Raw genomic sequence first — 15,081 nt, 5'->3', positions numbered from 1 at the left:
GCGGCTCGCTCAGACGGCGGCGTGGAGCCAGCGGACGGGTGCGCCCTCGCCCGCGTACCTGAACGACTCGAGTTCCTCGTCCCACTGCTTGCCGAGCAGGCGGTCCAGCTCGTCCTCCAGGACGACCCGTCCCTGGGCGGCCATCAACATCACGTTGCGTAGCCGATCCTCGGGGATCAGAATGTCGCCGCTGGCCCCGACGACCGCCGTGAAGGCCCCGAGCGTCGGCGTGTAGGCATGGCGGGACCCGTCGATGCCCGGCGATGCATCCTCGGTGATCTCGAAGCGGATGCGCTGCCAGCCCATGAGACCAGACGTGATCGCCGCCGCCGTGCCGGGACGGCCCTCCCACTCGGCCTGGGCCCTCAGGGTCCCAGGCGCGGCAGGCTGGGCGGTCCACGTCAGGTCGACGGGTACGCCAAGAACGCCTGCGACGGCCCACTCAATGTGCGGGCACAGCGCAGGCTGAGCCGAGTGGACGTACAGGACGCCACGAGCAGCAGCCACCGGACCTCCCAGATCGCATGAGGTGCGCCTTCCCCAACGGCCTCATACTTGGGATGATCACGATTGGATGACTGTAGGAGAGACTACCGTCCGTCGTGGCCTGGCACCAGAGGGGGGTCATACCGATTGAGGAATGGCAACCCATCGAAACGGGAAAGATGCGTTCCGTAATCGTCGAAGGAAGACACGGATGCGCAGCCGACTGGTCGAACACCTCCACGGCCGTCCCGCCCTCATCCGCCCCGGGGAGTTGCTGACCGCCTCCCCCGCCGCCGTCGGCCGGTGGAGTGCCGGCGCGGCGCCCCTGGGGCAGGCCGGCGGGCCCGGTTCCGTCCACCGCGTACGGCTCACCCCCGGCGTGGACGTGCTCGACCTGACGGTCACACTCCGGGACCGCGGGCACCTGGCGTCGCCCAACCACGTGCTCGTCGGGCAGCCGCTGTACTTCGGCGGCCCCGGCGGCGCCCCGTCTCCCGCGGCCGCCGTGCCGTACGAGCCGGGGGAGCTCTGTGACGTGACGGTCGGCGTGCTCGACACCGGGCTCGCCCCCCATCCCTGGCTCTCGCGCTGGTACCGGGACGAGATCGCCGAGACGCCCGACGCCGACGGCGACGGGGTTCGTGACGAGCAGGCCGGGCACGGCACCTTCGTCGCCGGGGTCGTCCTGCGGCGTGCGCCCGGGGTGCGGCTGCGGGCCCTGCGGCTGCTCGACAGCCACGGCGTGAGCGACGAGGCGGCCCTGCTGGGCGCTCTCGGCGCGTTGCGCGGCGAGCGGATCGACGTGCTGAACGTGTCGTTCGGCGGCTTCACCTTCGACGACAGGCCGCCCCTGGGCCTCGCCGAGGCGCTGACGCCTTTCCCCGCCGTCGTCGCCTGCGCGGGCAACACGGCGTCGGACCGTCCCTTCTGGCCCGCCGCCCTGCCCGGCGTGGTCGCCGTCGGGGCGCTCGGCGACGGCGGCCGGGCCCCCTTCTCGGCGTACGGCCCCTGGGTCGACGTCTACACCCACGGCGTCGGCCTGGCGAGCAGCTTCCTGGAGCACGGGGACTTCCACGGCTACGCCACGTGGAGCGGCACGTCGTTCGCGGCCGCCGCCGTCACCGGCGCCGTCGCCCGGCTCTGCCGGGACCTGCCCCCTCGGTCCGCCGTACGGCGGGTGCTCCGCGACGGCGCGAACGGCGCCGATCCCGGTCTGGTCGTCACGGGCGAGGATCGGTAAGGTCGTCGTCACCTAAAGCTCTCATCTGGACGCGGACAGTGACGCAGATGCATTCGGACAACACTCTCGCCCGGCTGGACCGGGCCGCATGGGAGGACCTCGTCGCGCGCTTCGACGGCAGGATGTGGGCGGTCGCCCGGGCGTTCGGGCTGAGCGCCGCCGACGCGGCCGACGCCGTCCAGGGCGCATGGCTGCGCCTCGTGGAGAGCGCCGACGCCATCCGCGATCCCGACCGCGTGGGCGCGTGGCTCGTGACGACCACCCGGAACGAGGCGGCACGGCTGAGCCGCAGGTCCCGAGGCGAGGTCGTGGCCGACATCGAGGACCTGGACGGGCCCGGCGGCGCCACTCCTGACCCGGCGGCCGAGGTGGTCGACGCCGACTTCGGCAGGCACGTGTGGCGGCGGCTCAACGCTCTCGGTGAGCCCTGCCGGTCGTTGCTGCGGCTCTACGTGCTCAATCCGGACGCGCGGTACTCCCAGATCGCGATCCGCCTCGATCTGCCGATCGGCAGCATCGGTCCCACACGCGCGCGCTGCATGTCCCGCCTGCGGGCCCTGGTGGCGGACGGGGAGGCTCCATGAGGGAGGAGTACCTGCTGGCCGCCTTGCGCATGGGCGCGGGGGCCGATCCGGTGCCCGACGCCGTCTCGGCCGCCTCGCGTGCCGCTTTCGCGCTGCGCCTGCCGGGAGGCGTGGCGGCCGCGCCCGTGGACGTCCCCGTCCCGCCCGGGGCCAGGTCGGACGGTCTGGAGGACGGCGGGCCGCGGCTGCGCCGCTTCACGGCGTCCGGCCTGACGATCGACGTCGAGACCTCCGTCTCGGACGGCCTTCTCGAGGTCGCCGGGCAGATCGGCCCCGCCCCAGTCGCCGTCGCCAGTGTGGAGGTGCGCACCCCGCACATGAGCAACAGCCGCGTGCCCTCGCGGGACGGCCGGTTCGCGGTGGCCGGGCTGCCGCCGGGGTGGTTCAGCGTCGTCTGCCACCGCTCGGGCGAGCCTCCCGTGTTCACCCGTTGGATCCACGTCCGCCCATGATCCCGCCGTCCACTACGGTGCCGGGCAGCCCCGCTCCGGACGTTCCCGCCGCACCCGGCACCCCCGCTACGGAGGTTCCCGCGGCGCCGGGAGCCGCCCCGCCAACCGGCGCGGCCCCGCGGACCGGAGCGGGGGCGCTCGCGGCGCTGGTCGCACGGGCCGAGTCCGCCGTACGCCTGTCCGGCACCGACCCGCGGCGCGGCCTGGAGGAGGCGCGGGCCGTGCTGGAGGAGGCGCGGGCCGTTCCAGCCGATGCGCGAGCCGTTCCGGAAGAGGCGGGCGGCGCATCGGCTGGGGAGGCGGTCTCCGTCGCGCTGCGCGCGTCCGCGCTGGCCGCCCGGGAGCTCGGCGACCTGGAGCTGGCCGACCAGCGGCTGCGTGAGGCGATCATCGCAGCGCGGGGACTGCCCCGGCGGATCGCCCAGGCCCGCATGTCGCTGGTCACGGTCACGGCGCTGCTCGGCGATCCCGAGGGCGGGCTGCGGCTGGCCGGGCTCGCGGAGCGGGATCTCACCGGGACGGACCTGGCCCGCCTGGCCGTCCAGCGATCCGTGGCCCTGATGCTCCTGGGCCGCCACCGGGAGGCCGTACGGCACTGCGACGAGGCCGTCGGCGCGCTGGCCGGTGATCCCCGGTTCCAGGCGGGCGGGCTGCTCAACCGGGGCGTCGCCCGCACCTGGCTCGGGGAGTTCGAGCCGGCCGAGGCGGATCTGGCGCGGTGCGCCGAGATCGCCAGGGCCGCCGGCCTGGACCATGTCGCGATGCTCGCGGAGGGAAACCTGCCGTTCGTGGCGGCGCGGCGCGGAGACGTCCCGGCGGCCTTCGAGCGCTACCAGGCGGCCGAGATCGCGCTGTTCGGCTTTCCCGAGCGGCTGGCCGCGATGCGTACGGACTTCGCCGAGGCCCTCGTGGCGGCCGGCCTGCCCGGCGAGGCGCGGACCCTGCTCGGTCAGGCCGTTCCGGAGTTGGTCGCGGCCGGGGCGCAGGCGGCGGTCCCAGGCGCACGGCTGCTGCTCGCGCAGGCCGAGCTCCTCTCCGGGGACTCCCGCCTCGCGGGGGCCACTGCCCAGACGGCCCGGGCAGAGCTGGCTGAGCAGGGCAGGACGGCCTGGCTGCCGCTGGCGGAGGAGGTCGTCCTTCGTGCCCGTCTCGCCCACGATCGCGCCGACCGGGCGTCGCTGGAGGCGCTGCGCGCATGCGCCGACGACCTCGCCGGGCACGGCTGGCAGACCGAGTCGGCCTCACTGAGGCTCACCGCGGCCCGCGCGGCCGTACGGCTTGGCGAGCGGGCTTTCGCCCGGACGCATCTGGACATCGTCGCCCGCTCCGCCACACGCCCCGTGACGCGGCACCACGCCGTCGCGATGCGCCTGCGGCTCGACGGCGACCTTCCCGGAGCGCTCGCGGCCGCCGGCGCCGGGCTGGACGTACTGGCCTGCGACGCCGGACACCCGGCGGACACCGGATCGGAGAGCGCTTCTCGACCGGACACCGCCGAGCCGGGATGCGGCGCCGCGCCCGGAGACGCCGCCGCTCCCCGAGAGAGCGCCGAGCCGGACAGCGGTGTGCCGGACAGCAGTGTGGCGGGAGCGGCGTTGCGGGCGCTGGCCGCGCGACCGGCCGAGGAGCTGGCGGCGTTCGGGCTGGAGCTCGCCATGGAGACCGGGGACGCCTGGGCGGTCCTCAGCTGGGCCGAGCGGTGGCGGGCGATCGTGCGCGGCGCGCGACCGACCGCCATGGGCTTCGGCCCGGCGGGCAGAGCGGCGGGGCCGCTCGTCGAGCTGGTGCGGCAGGGGGACGCCCTGGCCGCCGTGGTGGTCGCCGAGGGGCGCTGCGCGTTGCGCCTTCTGGGCTCCTACCAGGCGGTGGCCGAAGCGACCGTCCGCGTCCGGTACGGCCTGCGCCGGCGGAACCTCCAGGACTGCGGCGCGGCGGGCGACCTCGAAGGCGAGCTCGCCGCGCTGGACCGGCTGCTCCTCGGCCCGCTGGGCATTCCGGAGGAGGGCCCGGTGGCCGTCGTCCCGACGGGCGCGCTCTGCACGCTGCCCTGGCCGCTCCTGCCATCCCTGCGCGGACGTCCCGTCTCGGTCGCCCCCGCCGCCGCCTCATGGCTGACGGATGCGCCACAGCCCACGTCCGCGGATGAGCCGCTGGTGGTGGCGGTCGCAGGCCCGGGGCTCGACCACGCGCGGGCCGAGGCCCGCCTGGTGGCCTCGGCTCACCGCGGCGGCCGCCAGGCCCCCGCCACCAGGCAGGAGGTGCTGAGCGCGCTGGAGCGGGCCGAGGTGCTGCATGTGGCCGCTCACGGGATGTTCTCGCCGCGCAGCCCGATGCTGTCGCGGATCACCCTCGACGACGGGCCGTTGATGGCTTACGACCTGCTCAAAGCCCGGCGCGCACCGCGGCTCGTGGTGCTGTCCGCGTGCGACGCGGGAATGGCGCACGCTCCCCTGGACGGCGCCGCCCTCGGCCTCGCGGGGGCCTTCCTCGACCGCGGGTCCGCGTGCGTGGTCGCAGGCGTGGTCCCCGTACGCGACGACGAGGCGCTGACCCTGATGACCCTCTTCCATGCCCTGGTGGCGGAGGGGCGGTCCGCGGCGGATGCGCTCGGCACGGCCGCGGCGAAGACCGGCGTGCCCGGCTTCGTCTGCTTCGGCCGCGGCGACCTGCCTGTCCGCTCAGTCCTCGGCGACGCCGCTTGAGTGCCAGAGCACTCGAACACCCCTGGGGAGCGGAACGTCGCGGGCCGTCTCCGTACCGAGAACCCTGCCTTCGCTCGCCCACGCACCCGTTCCGCGTCGTCCACGCTGACGCTTCTGCTGGATTCAGCCGGCGCTCGGCCGGGGCCGGTCTGCTCGTCTGCCGGCCAGCAGCAACGAGCCGACGGCGGCGAGTATCCCCACGGCGATGACCGGTACGAGGGCCTGGTAGCCGGCCCCGCCGGCCACCAGGCCGAACAGCGGGGGTCCGAGCAGCGATCCGAGGCTGCCCGCCTGGGCGACCACGCCGTTGCCGACATCGGCGTGGTCGAGGCGCTCCAGCACCAGGGGCAGGGCGGCGAAGACGAGAGCCCCCAGGAACCCGTTCACCAGGGAGATGATCCCCGCGCCGGCCAGCGCGGCGGCCCGCGAACCGTCGTCGCCGTACGTGAGCCAGGCGGCCGGCACGACGAGGAGCCCGCACAGCGCCAGGACGCCGACCGGAGCGCCCCGTCGGAGCAGCACGCCGACGGCCAGCCCGCCGGCCACGCCGAGCAGCGAGATCATCGACGTCACGGCTCCCGCGGCGGCGGCGGAACACCCGTACTGCTCGATGAGGAGCGTGGGCAGGAGCACGATGACCGGGATGGTCACCAGCGCGGCCAGGCAGAACGACGCGGCGAGCACCGCCGGCCCCGTCAACGCTCTGGCCCGGGGAACGGGCCCGGCCGTCGCCCGCCGACCGGGCCCGCGCGGCAGCCGGATCCAGACGGTCAGGGCCATCACCAACGTCAGCCCGGCGATCAGCCCGATCCAGCCACGCCAGCCCACAGCGGAGCCGGCCGCGCCTCCGGCCAGCGTGCTCGCCCCGAGGCCCACCGGGACGAACGTGGCCCAGATCGACAGTGCCGTGCCCCGGTCCCGCTCGCGGGCGAGACGCAGGATCAGCGCCGGACAGGAAATGGTGACCAGGAGATATCCGATGCCCTCGATCCCCCGGACGGCGAGCATCCAGGCGAAGTCGCCCGCTGCCACACTCGCCGCGCCGGCCGCCGCGATCAGGACCAGGCCGGCGACCAGCGATCGTTCCGCGCCGAAGCGGCGGACCAGATACCCGGCGGGCAGCCCCGCGACGGCTCCCACGCCGACGACCGCCGAGATCACCCAGCCCAGTTGCGACAGCGACAGCCCCAGCTGGGCCGCCACGACCGGCCCGACCGAGGCGAACTTGCCGAGGCTCATCGCCGCGACGACCCCGCCGATGTAGACGATGAGGATCGTCACCCATTGCGAGCGCCGCTGGAACTCCTCGCGCGGCTTCGATGTGCCCGACGTCTGCCGGGGGTCCATGGACTCTCCTTCGCACGGTGTCGCGACGTCCGGGCGGGCCGGCCGGTCAGCAGGGCGTGGGCGGGGCAGGCTCAGGCCGCGCCGCGGCAGGCGGGCGACGCCCTGGATCGCGCCGCGTTCGTCCTTCTCGGCGTACGCGGCCGGGAGTGTGCGGAACAGGCGGTCAGGAGCCGGCGGATCGTCCTCGGGCGCGCCTGCCCCGGGGACGGCGGTTCAGCCGGTGGCGACGGGCCTGCCGGGGTCGGTGACCCAGTTGGACCACGAGCCGACGTAGAGCGCCGCCGGAAGGCCGGCCACCTCCAGCGCCAGCACCTCGTGGGCGGCCGTCACGCCCGACCCGCAGTAGGCCCCGACCGGCACGCCGTCCACCACGCCGAGCGTGTTGAACCGCTCCCGGAGGTACTCCCTGAGGTGGAATCGGCCGCCGGGCTCGACGTTCTGGCCGGTGGGGGCGCTGACCGCGCCGGGGATGTGCCCGGCCACGGGGTCGACCGGCTCGACCTCGCCGCGGTACCGCTCGGGGGCGCGGGCGTCGAGCAGGATCCCGCTGTCCGCCAGCTCCGCGGCCTGGTCGGCGTCGAGGACCGGCATGCCGCCGGGAACCGCGGTGAAGTCGCCCGGCGCGACCGGCTCCTGCTGCTTCGTCAGCGGGAGGCCGGCCTGCGCCCAGGCGCGCAGCCCGCCGTCCAGCACGCGGACGTCGCGGTGGCCGTAGTAGCGGAGCGTCCACCAGGCCCGCGCGGCAGAGGTGGAGTCGGCGTCGTCGTAGACGACCACGGGCCGGGAGCCGGACACGCCGAGCCGGCGCATGGCGGACTGGAAGGCGCCGGCCTCCGGGAGCGGGTGCCGACCGGCCGGCCCGGGAGGGGCGGCGAGATCGGCGTCGAGGTCGCAGAAGACGGCGCCCGGGACGTGGCCCTCCCGGTAGGACTCGATTCCGGCGGGACCGCCCAGCCGCCACCGGACGTCGAGAACGGTGACGTCGTCGAGCGCGGCGAGCTCCTCGGCAGTGATCAGCGGGCTCATCGGACCTACCTCCAGAACGCGAAACGGGCCACCAGCATTGTCTCCTGTCCGCCCCCGGCCACCGCCCGCCCGTCCGGGGCGCGGGCGATCCGGCGCTGCCGATGACCATCACACCGGCATCACGACTCGCATCAACCTTGCGATCTCACCCGATTGATCCAATGATCAAGTCGAGATCACAGCTACCCAGGAGACGAGCCTCATGACCGACCACGATTCCTCACCCCCACAGAGCTCTCCGAAGATCGACGCCAACACGCCGCATTCGGCTCGGATATGGAACTACTGGGTGGGCGGCAAGGATCATTACCCCGTGGACCGAGAGGTCGGTGCCAAGATCGTCGAGGTCTTTCCCAACATCATCGAGGTCGCCCGCCACTCCCGGGCATTCCTCGCCCGCGTCGTGCGCCACTTAGCCGGTGACGTCGGCATCCGCCAGTTCCTCGACATCGGCACGGGACTGCCCACCCACGACAACACCCACGAGGTGGCACAGCGCATCGCCCCGGAGTCGCGGATCGTCTACGTCGACAATGACCCGCTGGTCCTCGTCCACGCTCGGGCCCTGCTCACCAGCACCCCCGAAGGTGCGACCGACTACATCGACGCCGACGTACGCGACCCCGGCATCATCCTCGCCGAGGCTGCCAAGACGCTCGACTTCAGCCGGCCGATCGGGCTGATGATGCTGGGAATCATGGGCAACGTGGTCGACAACGACCAGGCGAACGCGATCGTGCGCACGCTGATCGACGCCCTCCCGTCGGGCAGCTACATGGCGCTCAACGACGGCACCAGCGTCGTCCACGGCTCGGCGCGGGACGAGGCCATCCAGGTCTGGGACGAACGAGGCGGAGCGCCCTACACCTCCCGGACCCCGGCCCAGATCGCCGGCTTCTTCGACGGCCTGGAGCTTGTCGACCCGGGCATCGTGTCAGTGTCGCGCTGGCGGGCCGAATCCATCCCCTGGGGCATCCCCGAGGAGGTCGACGCCTTCTGCGGCGTGGGCCGCAAGCCTTGACCGGTTCTTCTGAGGGGCTCGCTCGCCGGCCCGCGCGGTCTGCCGCCCCGGCCCGCACCGAGGCTTCGTCTATCTGTGGTCGGAGGCCGCACCGACCCAGCGGTGATAGGCGTCCACGTCGACGTTGCTTCCGCACACGATGGTGACCACGTGGCGGCCGGCGAAGCGGTCACGGTCTTCGAGGATCGCCGCGATGCCCAGGGCGGCCGACGGTTCGACGACGAGGCCGGCGTGGTCGAGGAGCAGCCGCATGCCGGCGATGATCGACGCCTCCTCGACCAGGACGGCGTCGTCGGCGACCAGGAGGAGGTCGTCCAGGACGGCCGGGATGGGGCGGCGGCCGGCGACGCCGTCAGCGATGGTGTCGGTCGAGTCGGTGGTGACGACGCGCCGCCTGTGCCAGGAGTGTGTCATCGCCGGTGCGCCCAGCGGCTGGACGCAGATCACCTCGACTTCGGGCGCCAAGGCCTTCACCACATGACCCACACCGGTGGCCAGCGCCCCGCCGCCGAGAGCGATCAGGACGGTGTCGAACGACGGCACGGTGTCCACCAGTTCCAGGCCGATGGTGGCCGCGCCCTCGCAGGTCTCGATGTCCAGGCTGTCTTCGACCAGCCGGATGCCGTCGTGCCGTGCGACGGCCGCCGCGCGCTCCCGGGCCATGTCGAAGTCGCCGTCCACCAATTCCAGCCTGGCGCCCAATGCGCGGATGCGATCGAGCTTGGCCGCGGGCGCGAAGCGGGACGCCACGACGGTGACGTCGAGCCCCCGGCCGCGACCGGACCAGGCGAGAGCTTGGCCGAGGTTGCCCGCGCTGGCGCACACCACGGCTCCCGAGCCGTCGCCGGCGAGCAGGCTCGCGACCAGTTCCGTGCCCCGGGCCTTGAAGCTGCGGACCGGGTTCGCCGTTTCGAGCTTGACGCTCACCGCGCACCCGAGAACGGGCTCCAGCGCCTCGCAGCGGTACAGCGGGGTGTCGAGGAAAATCGGGTCGATCACCCGGCGAGCGGCCCGGATCCGAGCGGTGTCGAGGCGCGTCGTCTGCACGGCACAGCAGCCTAGCGCCGGCGGTTCCGGTGACCGACCGGCGACCGCCGCAGCCGCCGGCGGAGCCGAGCCCGCGCCAGTCGTCAGCGGCGGATCTCGAGCAGGGGGACGTTCTGCTCGGCCGGGGTGAGGGAGCCGTGGTAGCCGACCAGCGACGACTCCACCGGCTCCGCCTCCGAGGCGACGATCACGCAGTCGCCGTACGGCACCGCCATGACGTCGCCGATCCGGCCGAGCCACTCCGTGCGGAGCCGGCGCCCGAACCAGCCGGCGTCGGCCGCCTCCTCCCGGGTGACCACCCAGGCCCGGCCGCGCAGGGCCTCGCGCCAGGTGTCGTACACGGCCGGCGCGGCCCCCGGGGCCGTGTACAGGTGCCGGGCACGGGCGTCGCCGCCCAGCATGAGGACCCCCTCGCGCAGGTCGGGGCGTCGGTCGAAGTCGACCTTGTCGGCGGCGTTGATCATGCCGTGGTCGGCGGTGACGTAGAGAGCCGACCCGGGCGGCAGCGCCTCGGTGATCCGCTCGGCCATGCGGTCGACGATCGCGAGCTGCTCCAGCCACTCGGGGCTGCCCCAGCCGGACTCGTGACCCGCGCGGTCCACGTCGCCGTAGTAGACGGTGACGAACGAGCTGTCCCGAAGTGCCCTCCGCACGCCCTCCACCCGCTCGTCCACCGTGTCGGCGGCCCAGTAGCGCATCCCCCGGTAGACGGCCTGGGTCAGCCCGGTGCCGTCGAAGGACGCGGGCGCCACGTAGACCGGGTCCACCCCCTGGGCCGCCATGCGCTCGTAGACGGTCTCCGCCGGCTGCCACACGTCGGGGTCGATGGGCAGCCCGGGAGCGGTCCAGCGCAGGCAGTTGAACAGCCGCCCCTCACCCGGGACGGCCATCTGGATGCCCAGCATGCCGTGCTCACCGGGCGGGGCGCCGGTGCCGAGCGTGGCCAGGCTGGTCGGGGTCGAGGAGGGAAAGCCGGCCGTGAGCGTCCGGCGGAGCCGCTCGGACAGGAACGGCGCCGCATCGGGATACGCGGCGAGCAGCTCGGCCCCGAGACCGTCGACGAGGAACAGGCACACCCGCCCGGCGGGATCCAGGCTCAGCGTGTTCGGGGTGGGCAGGCCGAGGGAGGCTAGCAGCGATCCCGGCAGGTCCGCCAGCGACGCCGTGCCGTACGCGGGAACGAACGGCTCCACCCCGGCCCCGGACGGGGGCGCGGACAGGGGCCCGGCGGCGGCCGCGAACGGCTTCGCGTCCGGCACCCCCTGCGGCCCGGCAACCGGCCCCGCAACCGGCTCGGCAACCGGCCCCGCAACCGGCTCGGACGGCCGCGCACCGTCGACGGCCCCGAGCCCGTCAGAGGGCCGCCCGGCGCCGGGCGGCCCGAGATTGGGCCCATGCACGGACGGCCCAGGGTGCAGCGCCGCATCGGGACCGGCGTCACGCACCCCGTCCAGCGCCGCATCGGGACCGGCGTCGGGAACTCCGTCGGGCACCATGTGGGGATCGGGGCCGATCACGTCGCCTCCCTGGGATCGGCGTGGACGAGGGCCGTCAGCTCGCGGCGCGGGCCGTGGCCTCGGAGAGCGCCTTGGCGAAGGCCAGCACGTGGGTGACGGCCTCGGGGCCGTCGGCCGCCTCGCTCACGCGCAGGGAAAGATCGTCCGCGGTGACCGCGCCGGTGTAGCCGTGGTCGGTCTCGCAGTTCTCGTCGCCGCACGTCGCGGGCTCGAGATCGACGTGGGAGATGGCGCCCCAGCCGATGGTCAGCGTGACCTCGGTGGGCGGAACGCCCGGAACGTACGACGCCGGGTCGGGGACCACCCTGGTGACGGCGACCGACTGGATGCGGCTGATCCGCACGGCCTCGGTCGTGGTGGAGGCGTGTGAGGCCGGCATGCCCTCGGCGGGCGGATGCTCGTCGGTGTGGCACACCAGCAGCCTGGTCGGAGACAGCACCAGCACGGTGACGTGCCTGCGCACCTCCATCGCGGGATCGAACGTTGCCTCGTGATGCACGACGTATGCCGTGACCGGCTCATTGCCGAGCGCGTCGTCCACCGCGCCGGCGACCAGGTCCGGGTAGTAACCGCTGCGGTCGATGGCTTCGCGCATGCCCGCGGCGGAGAGTCGGGTTTCCCTCATGGGTCCATCCTGCCCTGTATGGGACGGGTGTTTCACACCTGAACGGGACAGGTTTTCCGCCGGACCCCCTTTGCCTGGCCGTCCCTCGCCGTTCGGCGCTCCCCATCCCCGCGCCGGCCGGCTCCCGCATCGCCCTCCCCGCCCCTCACCGCCTTGACCTCCGGGACGGCCCTCATAGCCCGGCTGTCAGCCGAGGCGGCGCGGCCCGACGTCCGGGCGGGGGCCGGTGGCGGGCCGCAGGACGGCCCGGGCGCCGAGGACCGCCACCCCGGCCTGTCCGACGAGCACCTGGTCGAGGTCCATCCGGGCGACCTCGGGCAGCGCGTCGGCCAGCAGCCCGATCCGCACCAGCAGGTCCTCCAGCGCCTCGACCGCCACGGGCGGGTAGCCGTACTCGCCGAAGAGCAGCGGCGCGGTGCTGACCGACCGCACCAGGCCCGCCGCGTCGTCGGCGGTGAGCGGCGCGAGCCGGTACGCCTGATCGCCGAGCAGGCGGGCGGTCACCTCGCCGAGGCCGAACGAGACGACCCCGCCGAAGTGCCGGTCCTGCACGACGCCGACGACGGTGGGCACCGACGGCTGCGGCGCCATGCGCTGAACGGCGAGCCGCGCCCCCGGCCCGAGCAGCGCGGCAAGGTCCGCGTACGCCTGCCGGAGCCCGGCGGGCTCGGTGAGGCCGATCCGGACCGTGCCCGCCCGCCGGGCGTCCTCCGGGTCCGCCGACTTGACCACCACCGGCCAGCCGATGTCGCCGGCCGCCTCCACCGCCTCGTCGGCGGAGTCCGCGACGCGCGCCGGCCACACCTCGATCCCGTAACACGCCAGCAGCTCGGTGGCGTCGAGCTCCTGGTCCCGGCCGTCCCCCCGCGCGAGCGCCCCGGCCACGATCTCGCGGGCCCGGGCCGGGTCGGCGCCCTGGATCAGTGGCACCGTCCCCGCCGGCTCCCGGCGCCACCGGGCGTACCGCACCACGTGGGCGAGCGCGCGCACGGCCTCCTCAGGCGCCGGGTATGACGGGATCGACCCCCGGGCGGGCTCCCCCTCCTCGCCGGTCACGCGCAGGGCGGGCGGCATGCCGAGCTCCCCCTGGAAGGTCGCCAGCACCGGCTTGCCGGACTCGCGCGCCACGGCGACCAGCCTCGCGGCCACCTCGTCGACGCATCCCGGAATCGGCGGCATGTAGATCACGACGGCCGCGTCGACCTCGGGCAGGACCGCGGCCAGCGCCTCGGAGAACTCGGCGGCGCCGGCGCGGGCCCCCAGGTTGACCGGCGCGGCCGGTTCCAGGCCCGCCCCCGCGCAGGCCTCGGCCGCGAGCAACGCCAGAGCGTCAGAATTGCCGACCAGGCCCACCCGGGGCCCCTCCGGGAGTGGCTGGTGCGCGAGGAGCTGCGCCACGTCGAAGAGCTGGGTGAGGTCGTCCACCCGGATCACCCCGGCCTGTGCGAAAAGCGAGCTCTGCGCGCCGTCGGGCAGGCCGAGCACGGGAGCGGCGTGCCCGCCGGGCACCCCGCGGCTCTTCACCATGACCACCGGCTTGGCGCGCGCGATCCGGCGGGCGAGCCGGGTGAACTTCCGGGGGTTCCCCAGCGACTCCAGGTAGAGCAGGATCACGTCGGTGTCGGCGTCCTCCTCCCAGTACTGGAGCAGGTCGTTGCCCGAGACGTCGGCCCGGTTGCCCGCCGAGACGAACGTCGAGATGCCCATGCCCCGCTGGGCCACCCGCTGCAGCAGCGCCGTGCCGAGCGCGCCCGACTGGCTGAAGAAGCCGACCCTCCCCCGTCCCGGCAGGGTCGCCGCGAGCGTCGCGTTGAGCCGTACGGCGGGGTCGGTGTTGGCGATCCCGAGGCAGTTCGGCCCGACCACGCGCATGCCGTACGCCCTGGCGATGCTGACGAGGTCCTCCTGGCGGGCCACGCCCTCGGGGCCGGTCTCGCCGAAGCCGGAGGACACCACGACCAGGCCCTTCACCCCTTTGCGCGCGCACTCCTCCACCAGTTCGAGCACGCCCTCGGCCGGCACGGCGAGCACGGCCAGGTCCACGCCTCCGTCGATCGCCGAGACGCTCGGGTACGCCCGGACGCCGGCCACGGCCCGCGCGTACCGGTGGACCGGATAGACCGGCCCGGAGAAGTCGGCCGCCAGGAGGTTGCGCAGCACCGTCTGCCCGATCCCGCCAGGCTCCCGGCTGGCGCCGATCACCGCGACCGACTCGGGCGTCAGGAGGCGGGCGATCGACCTGGCCTCGGCCCGGTGCTCGCGGGCGAGCCGCACCTCCAGCGCGGTCTCGGTGCTGGACAGGTCGAGCGTCATGCGGACGACCCCGTCCTCGAACTGGCTCTGCGCCGTGTAGCCCGCCTGCCGGAAAAGGGAGGTCATCCGGTGGTTGCCCGGGAGCACGTCGGCGATGAACGTCCTGATCCCGCGCTCACGGGCGGCCGCACGCAGGTGCTCCATCAGCACCGAGGCCATCCCCCTGCCCTGGTGGGCGTCCTCGACGAGGAAGGCGACCTCGGCGTGGTCCCTCGGCTCCACCCGGTCGTACCGTACGACGGCGGCCATCTCGGCGCCGATCGTCGCGATGAGCGCGACGCGGTCGTCGTAGTCGACGTTGGTGAACCAGGCGATCTCCCGGTCGGTGAGCCGTGGGCGCGGGCCGAAGAACCGGTAGTAGATCGACTGCTCCGACAGCCTGGAGTAGAAGGAGCGCAGCAGGCCGGCGTCGTCCGGACGGATCGGGCGCAGGTGGGCCGTGCCGCCGTCGGACAGGACGACGTCGGCCTCCCAGTGCGCGGGGTACTGAGGGTGCACGCATCCGAGGCTAGCCGTGCCCGGCTTACGTGACTTGGGCGGTTTCCCCACGCGACGTCCCCGCCGAGCATGACGACATATCCGCACTTCGCCGGCTCGGGGTACGCTCGGCTTGGACAACGCTTGTGCATCGACTGTGACCGTCTGTCCGATCCCGGCCCCACGACTAGGCCGGAAACTGTTAGGTTTCTGGGCGTCAGCCTCACAGCACGGAGAGGAAGCC

At 74.1% G+C, this 15,081-nt stretch carries 12 protein-coding genes; 5 read left to right on the top strand and 7 right to left on the bottom strand.

The window, feature by feature from the left end; all coding sequences use genetic code 11:
* Positions 1 to 9: 9 nt before the first annotated feature.
* A complete protein-coding gene (locus tag AB0B72_RS15875; protein ID WP_367739472.1) occupies positions 10 to 507 on the bottom strand; it encodes a DUF3145 domain-containing protein in 498 nt (165 codons plus the stop codon).
* A gap of 190 nt (positions 508 to 697) precedes the next feature.
* On the opposite strand from AB0B72_RS15875, the gene AB0B72_RS15870 reads away from it, so the two are divergent.
* Genes AB0B72_RS15870 through AB0B72_RS15855 form a run of 4 tightly spaced genes read left to right on the top strand, consistent with a single transcriptional unit; the run spans position 698 to position 5,464 of the window.
* Positions 698 to 1,726, top strand: a complete 1,029-nt coding sequence (locus tag AB0B72_RS15870; protein ID WP_367739471.1) for a S8 family serine peptidase — start codon at positions 698 to 700, stop codon at positions 1,724 to 1,726.
* Between the two features lie 47 nt (positions 1,727 to 1,773).
* Positions 1,774 to 2,310, top strand: a complete 537-nt coding sequence (locus tag AB0B72_RS15865) for an RNA polymerase sigma factor (protein WP_367739470.1) — start codon at positions 1,774 to 1,776, stop codon at positions 2,308 to 2,310.
* Positions 2,307 to 2,762 carry a hypothetical protein gene (locus tag AB0B72_RS15860; protein ID WP_367739469.1) on the top strand — a complete coding sequence of 152 codons (456 nt, stop codon included), beginning with the start codon at positions 2,307 to 2,309 and terminating at the stop codon, positions 2,760 to 2,762. Before AB0B72_RS15865 ends, AB0B72_RS15860 begins: the two co-directional genes overlap by 4 nt.
* Positions 2,759 to 5,464, top strand: coding sequence for a CHAT domain-containing protein (locus tag AB0B72_RS15855; RefSeq protein ID WP_367739468.1), 2,706 nt, complete (start codon positions 2,759 to 2,761; stop codon positions 5,462 to 5,464). The genes AB0B72_RS15860 and AB0B72_RS15855 overlap by 4 nt, the downstream gene beginning before the upstream one ends.
* 123 nt (positions 5,465 to 5,587) lie before the next feature.
* On the opposite strand, the gene AB0B72_RS15850 is transcribed toward AB0B72_RS15855, so the two are convergent.
* Entirely contained in the window at positions 5,588 to 6,811 is a 1,224-nt protein-coding gene (locus AB0B72_RS15850; protein ID WP_367739467.1) for a CynX/NimT family MFS transporter, read from the bottom strand.
* A 213-nt stretch (positions 6,812 to 7,024) separates the two neighbouring features.
* Positions 7,025 to 7,837: a sulfurtransferase gene (locus tag AB0B72_RS15845; RefSeq protein ID WP_367739466.1), complete on the bottom strand. Its 813-nt coding sequence runs from the start codon at positions 7,835 to 7,837 to the stop codon at positions 7,025 to 7,027.
* Between the two features lie 202 nt (positions 7,838 to 8,039).
* Here AB0B72_RS15845 and AB0B72_RS15840 point away from each other — a divergent pair, with 202 nt between their 5' ends.
* Complete coding sequence (locus AB0B72_RS15840) at positions 8,040 to 8,858, top strand: SAM-dependent methyltransferase (RefSeq protein WP_367739465.1); 819 nt, start codon at positions 8,040 to 8,042, stop codon at positions 8,856 to 8,858.
* A gap of 69 nt (positions 8,859 to 8,927) precedes the next feature.
* Here AB0B72_RS15840 and AB0B72_RS15835 read toward each other — a convergent pair whose 3' ends face one another.
* The 4 genes from AB0B72_RS15835 to AB0B72_RS15820 form a co-directional block, all read right to left on the bottom strand.
* A complete protein-coding gene (locus tag AB0B72_RS15835) occupies positions 8,928 to 9,905 on the bottom strand; it encodes a threonine/serine dehydratase (RefSeq protein ID WP_367739464.1) in 978 nt (325 codons plus the stop codon).
* 83 nt (positions 9,906 to 9,988) lie between these two features.
* Positions 9,989 to 11,422, bottom strand: a complete 1,434-nt coding sequence (locus AB0B72_RS15830; RefSeq protein WP_367739463.1) for an alkaline phosphatase family protein — start codon at positions 11,420 to 11,422, stop codon at positions 9,989 to 9,991.
* A 34-nt stretch (positions 11,423 to 11,456) separates the two neighbouring features.
* Positions 11,457 to 12,047, bottom strand: coding sequence for a DUF5998 family protein (locus AB0B72_RS15825; RefSeq protein WP_367739462.1), 591 nt, complete (start codon positions 12,045 to 12,047; stop codon positions 11,457 to 11,459).
* A 186-nt stretch (positions 12,048 to 12,233) separates the two neighbouring features.
* Positions 12,234 to 14,858 carry a GNAT family N-acetyltransferase gene (locus AB0B72_RS15820; RefSeq protein WP_367739461.1) on the bottom strand — a complete coding sequence of 875 codons (2,625 nt, stop codon included), beginning with the start codon at positions 14,856 to 14,858 and terminating at the stop codon, positions 12,234 to 12,236.
* Positions 14,859 to 15,081: the final 223 nt, after the last annotated feature.

The sequence above is a fragment of the Microbispora sp. NPDC049125 genome, assembly GCF_040802045.1.
Lineage (GTDB): Bacteria > Actinomycetota > Actinomycetes > Streptosporangiales > Streptosporangiaceae > Microbispora.
The sequence above is the reverse complement of the archived record's forward strand: the minus strand, read 5'-3'. Positions and strand labels throughout refer to the sequence as shown.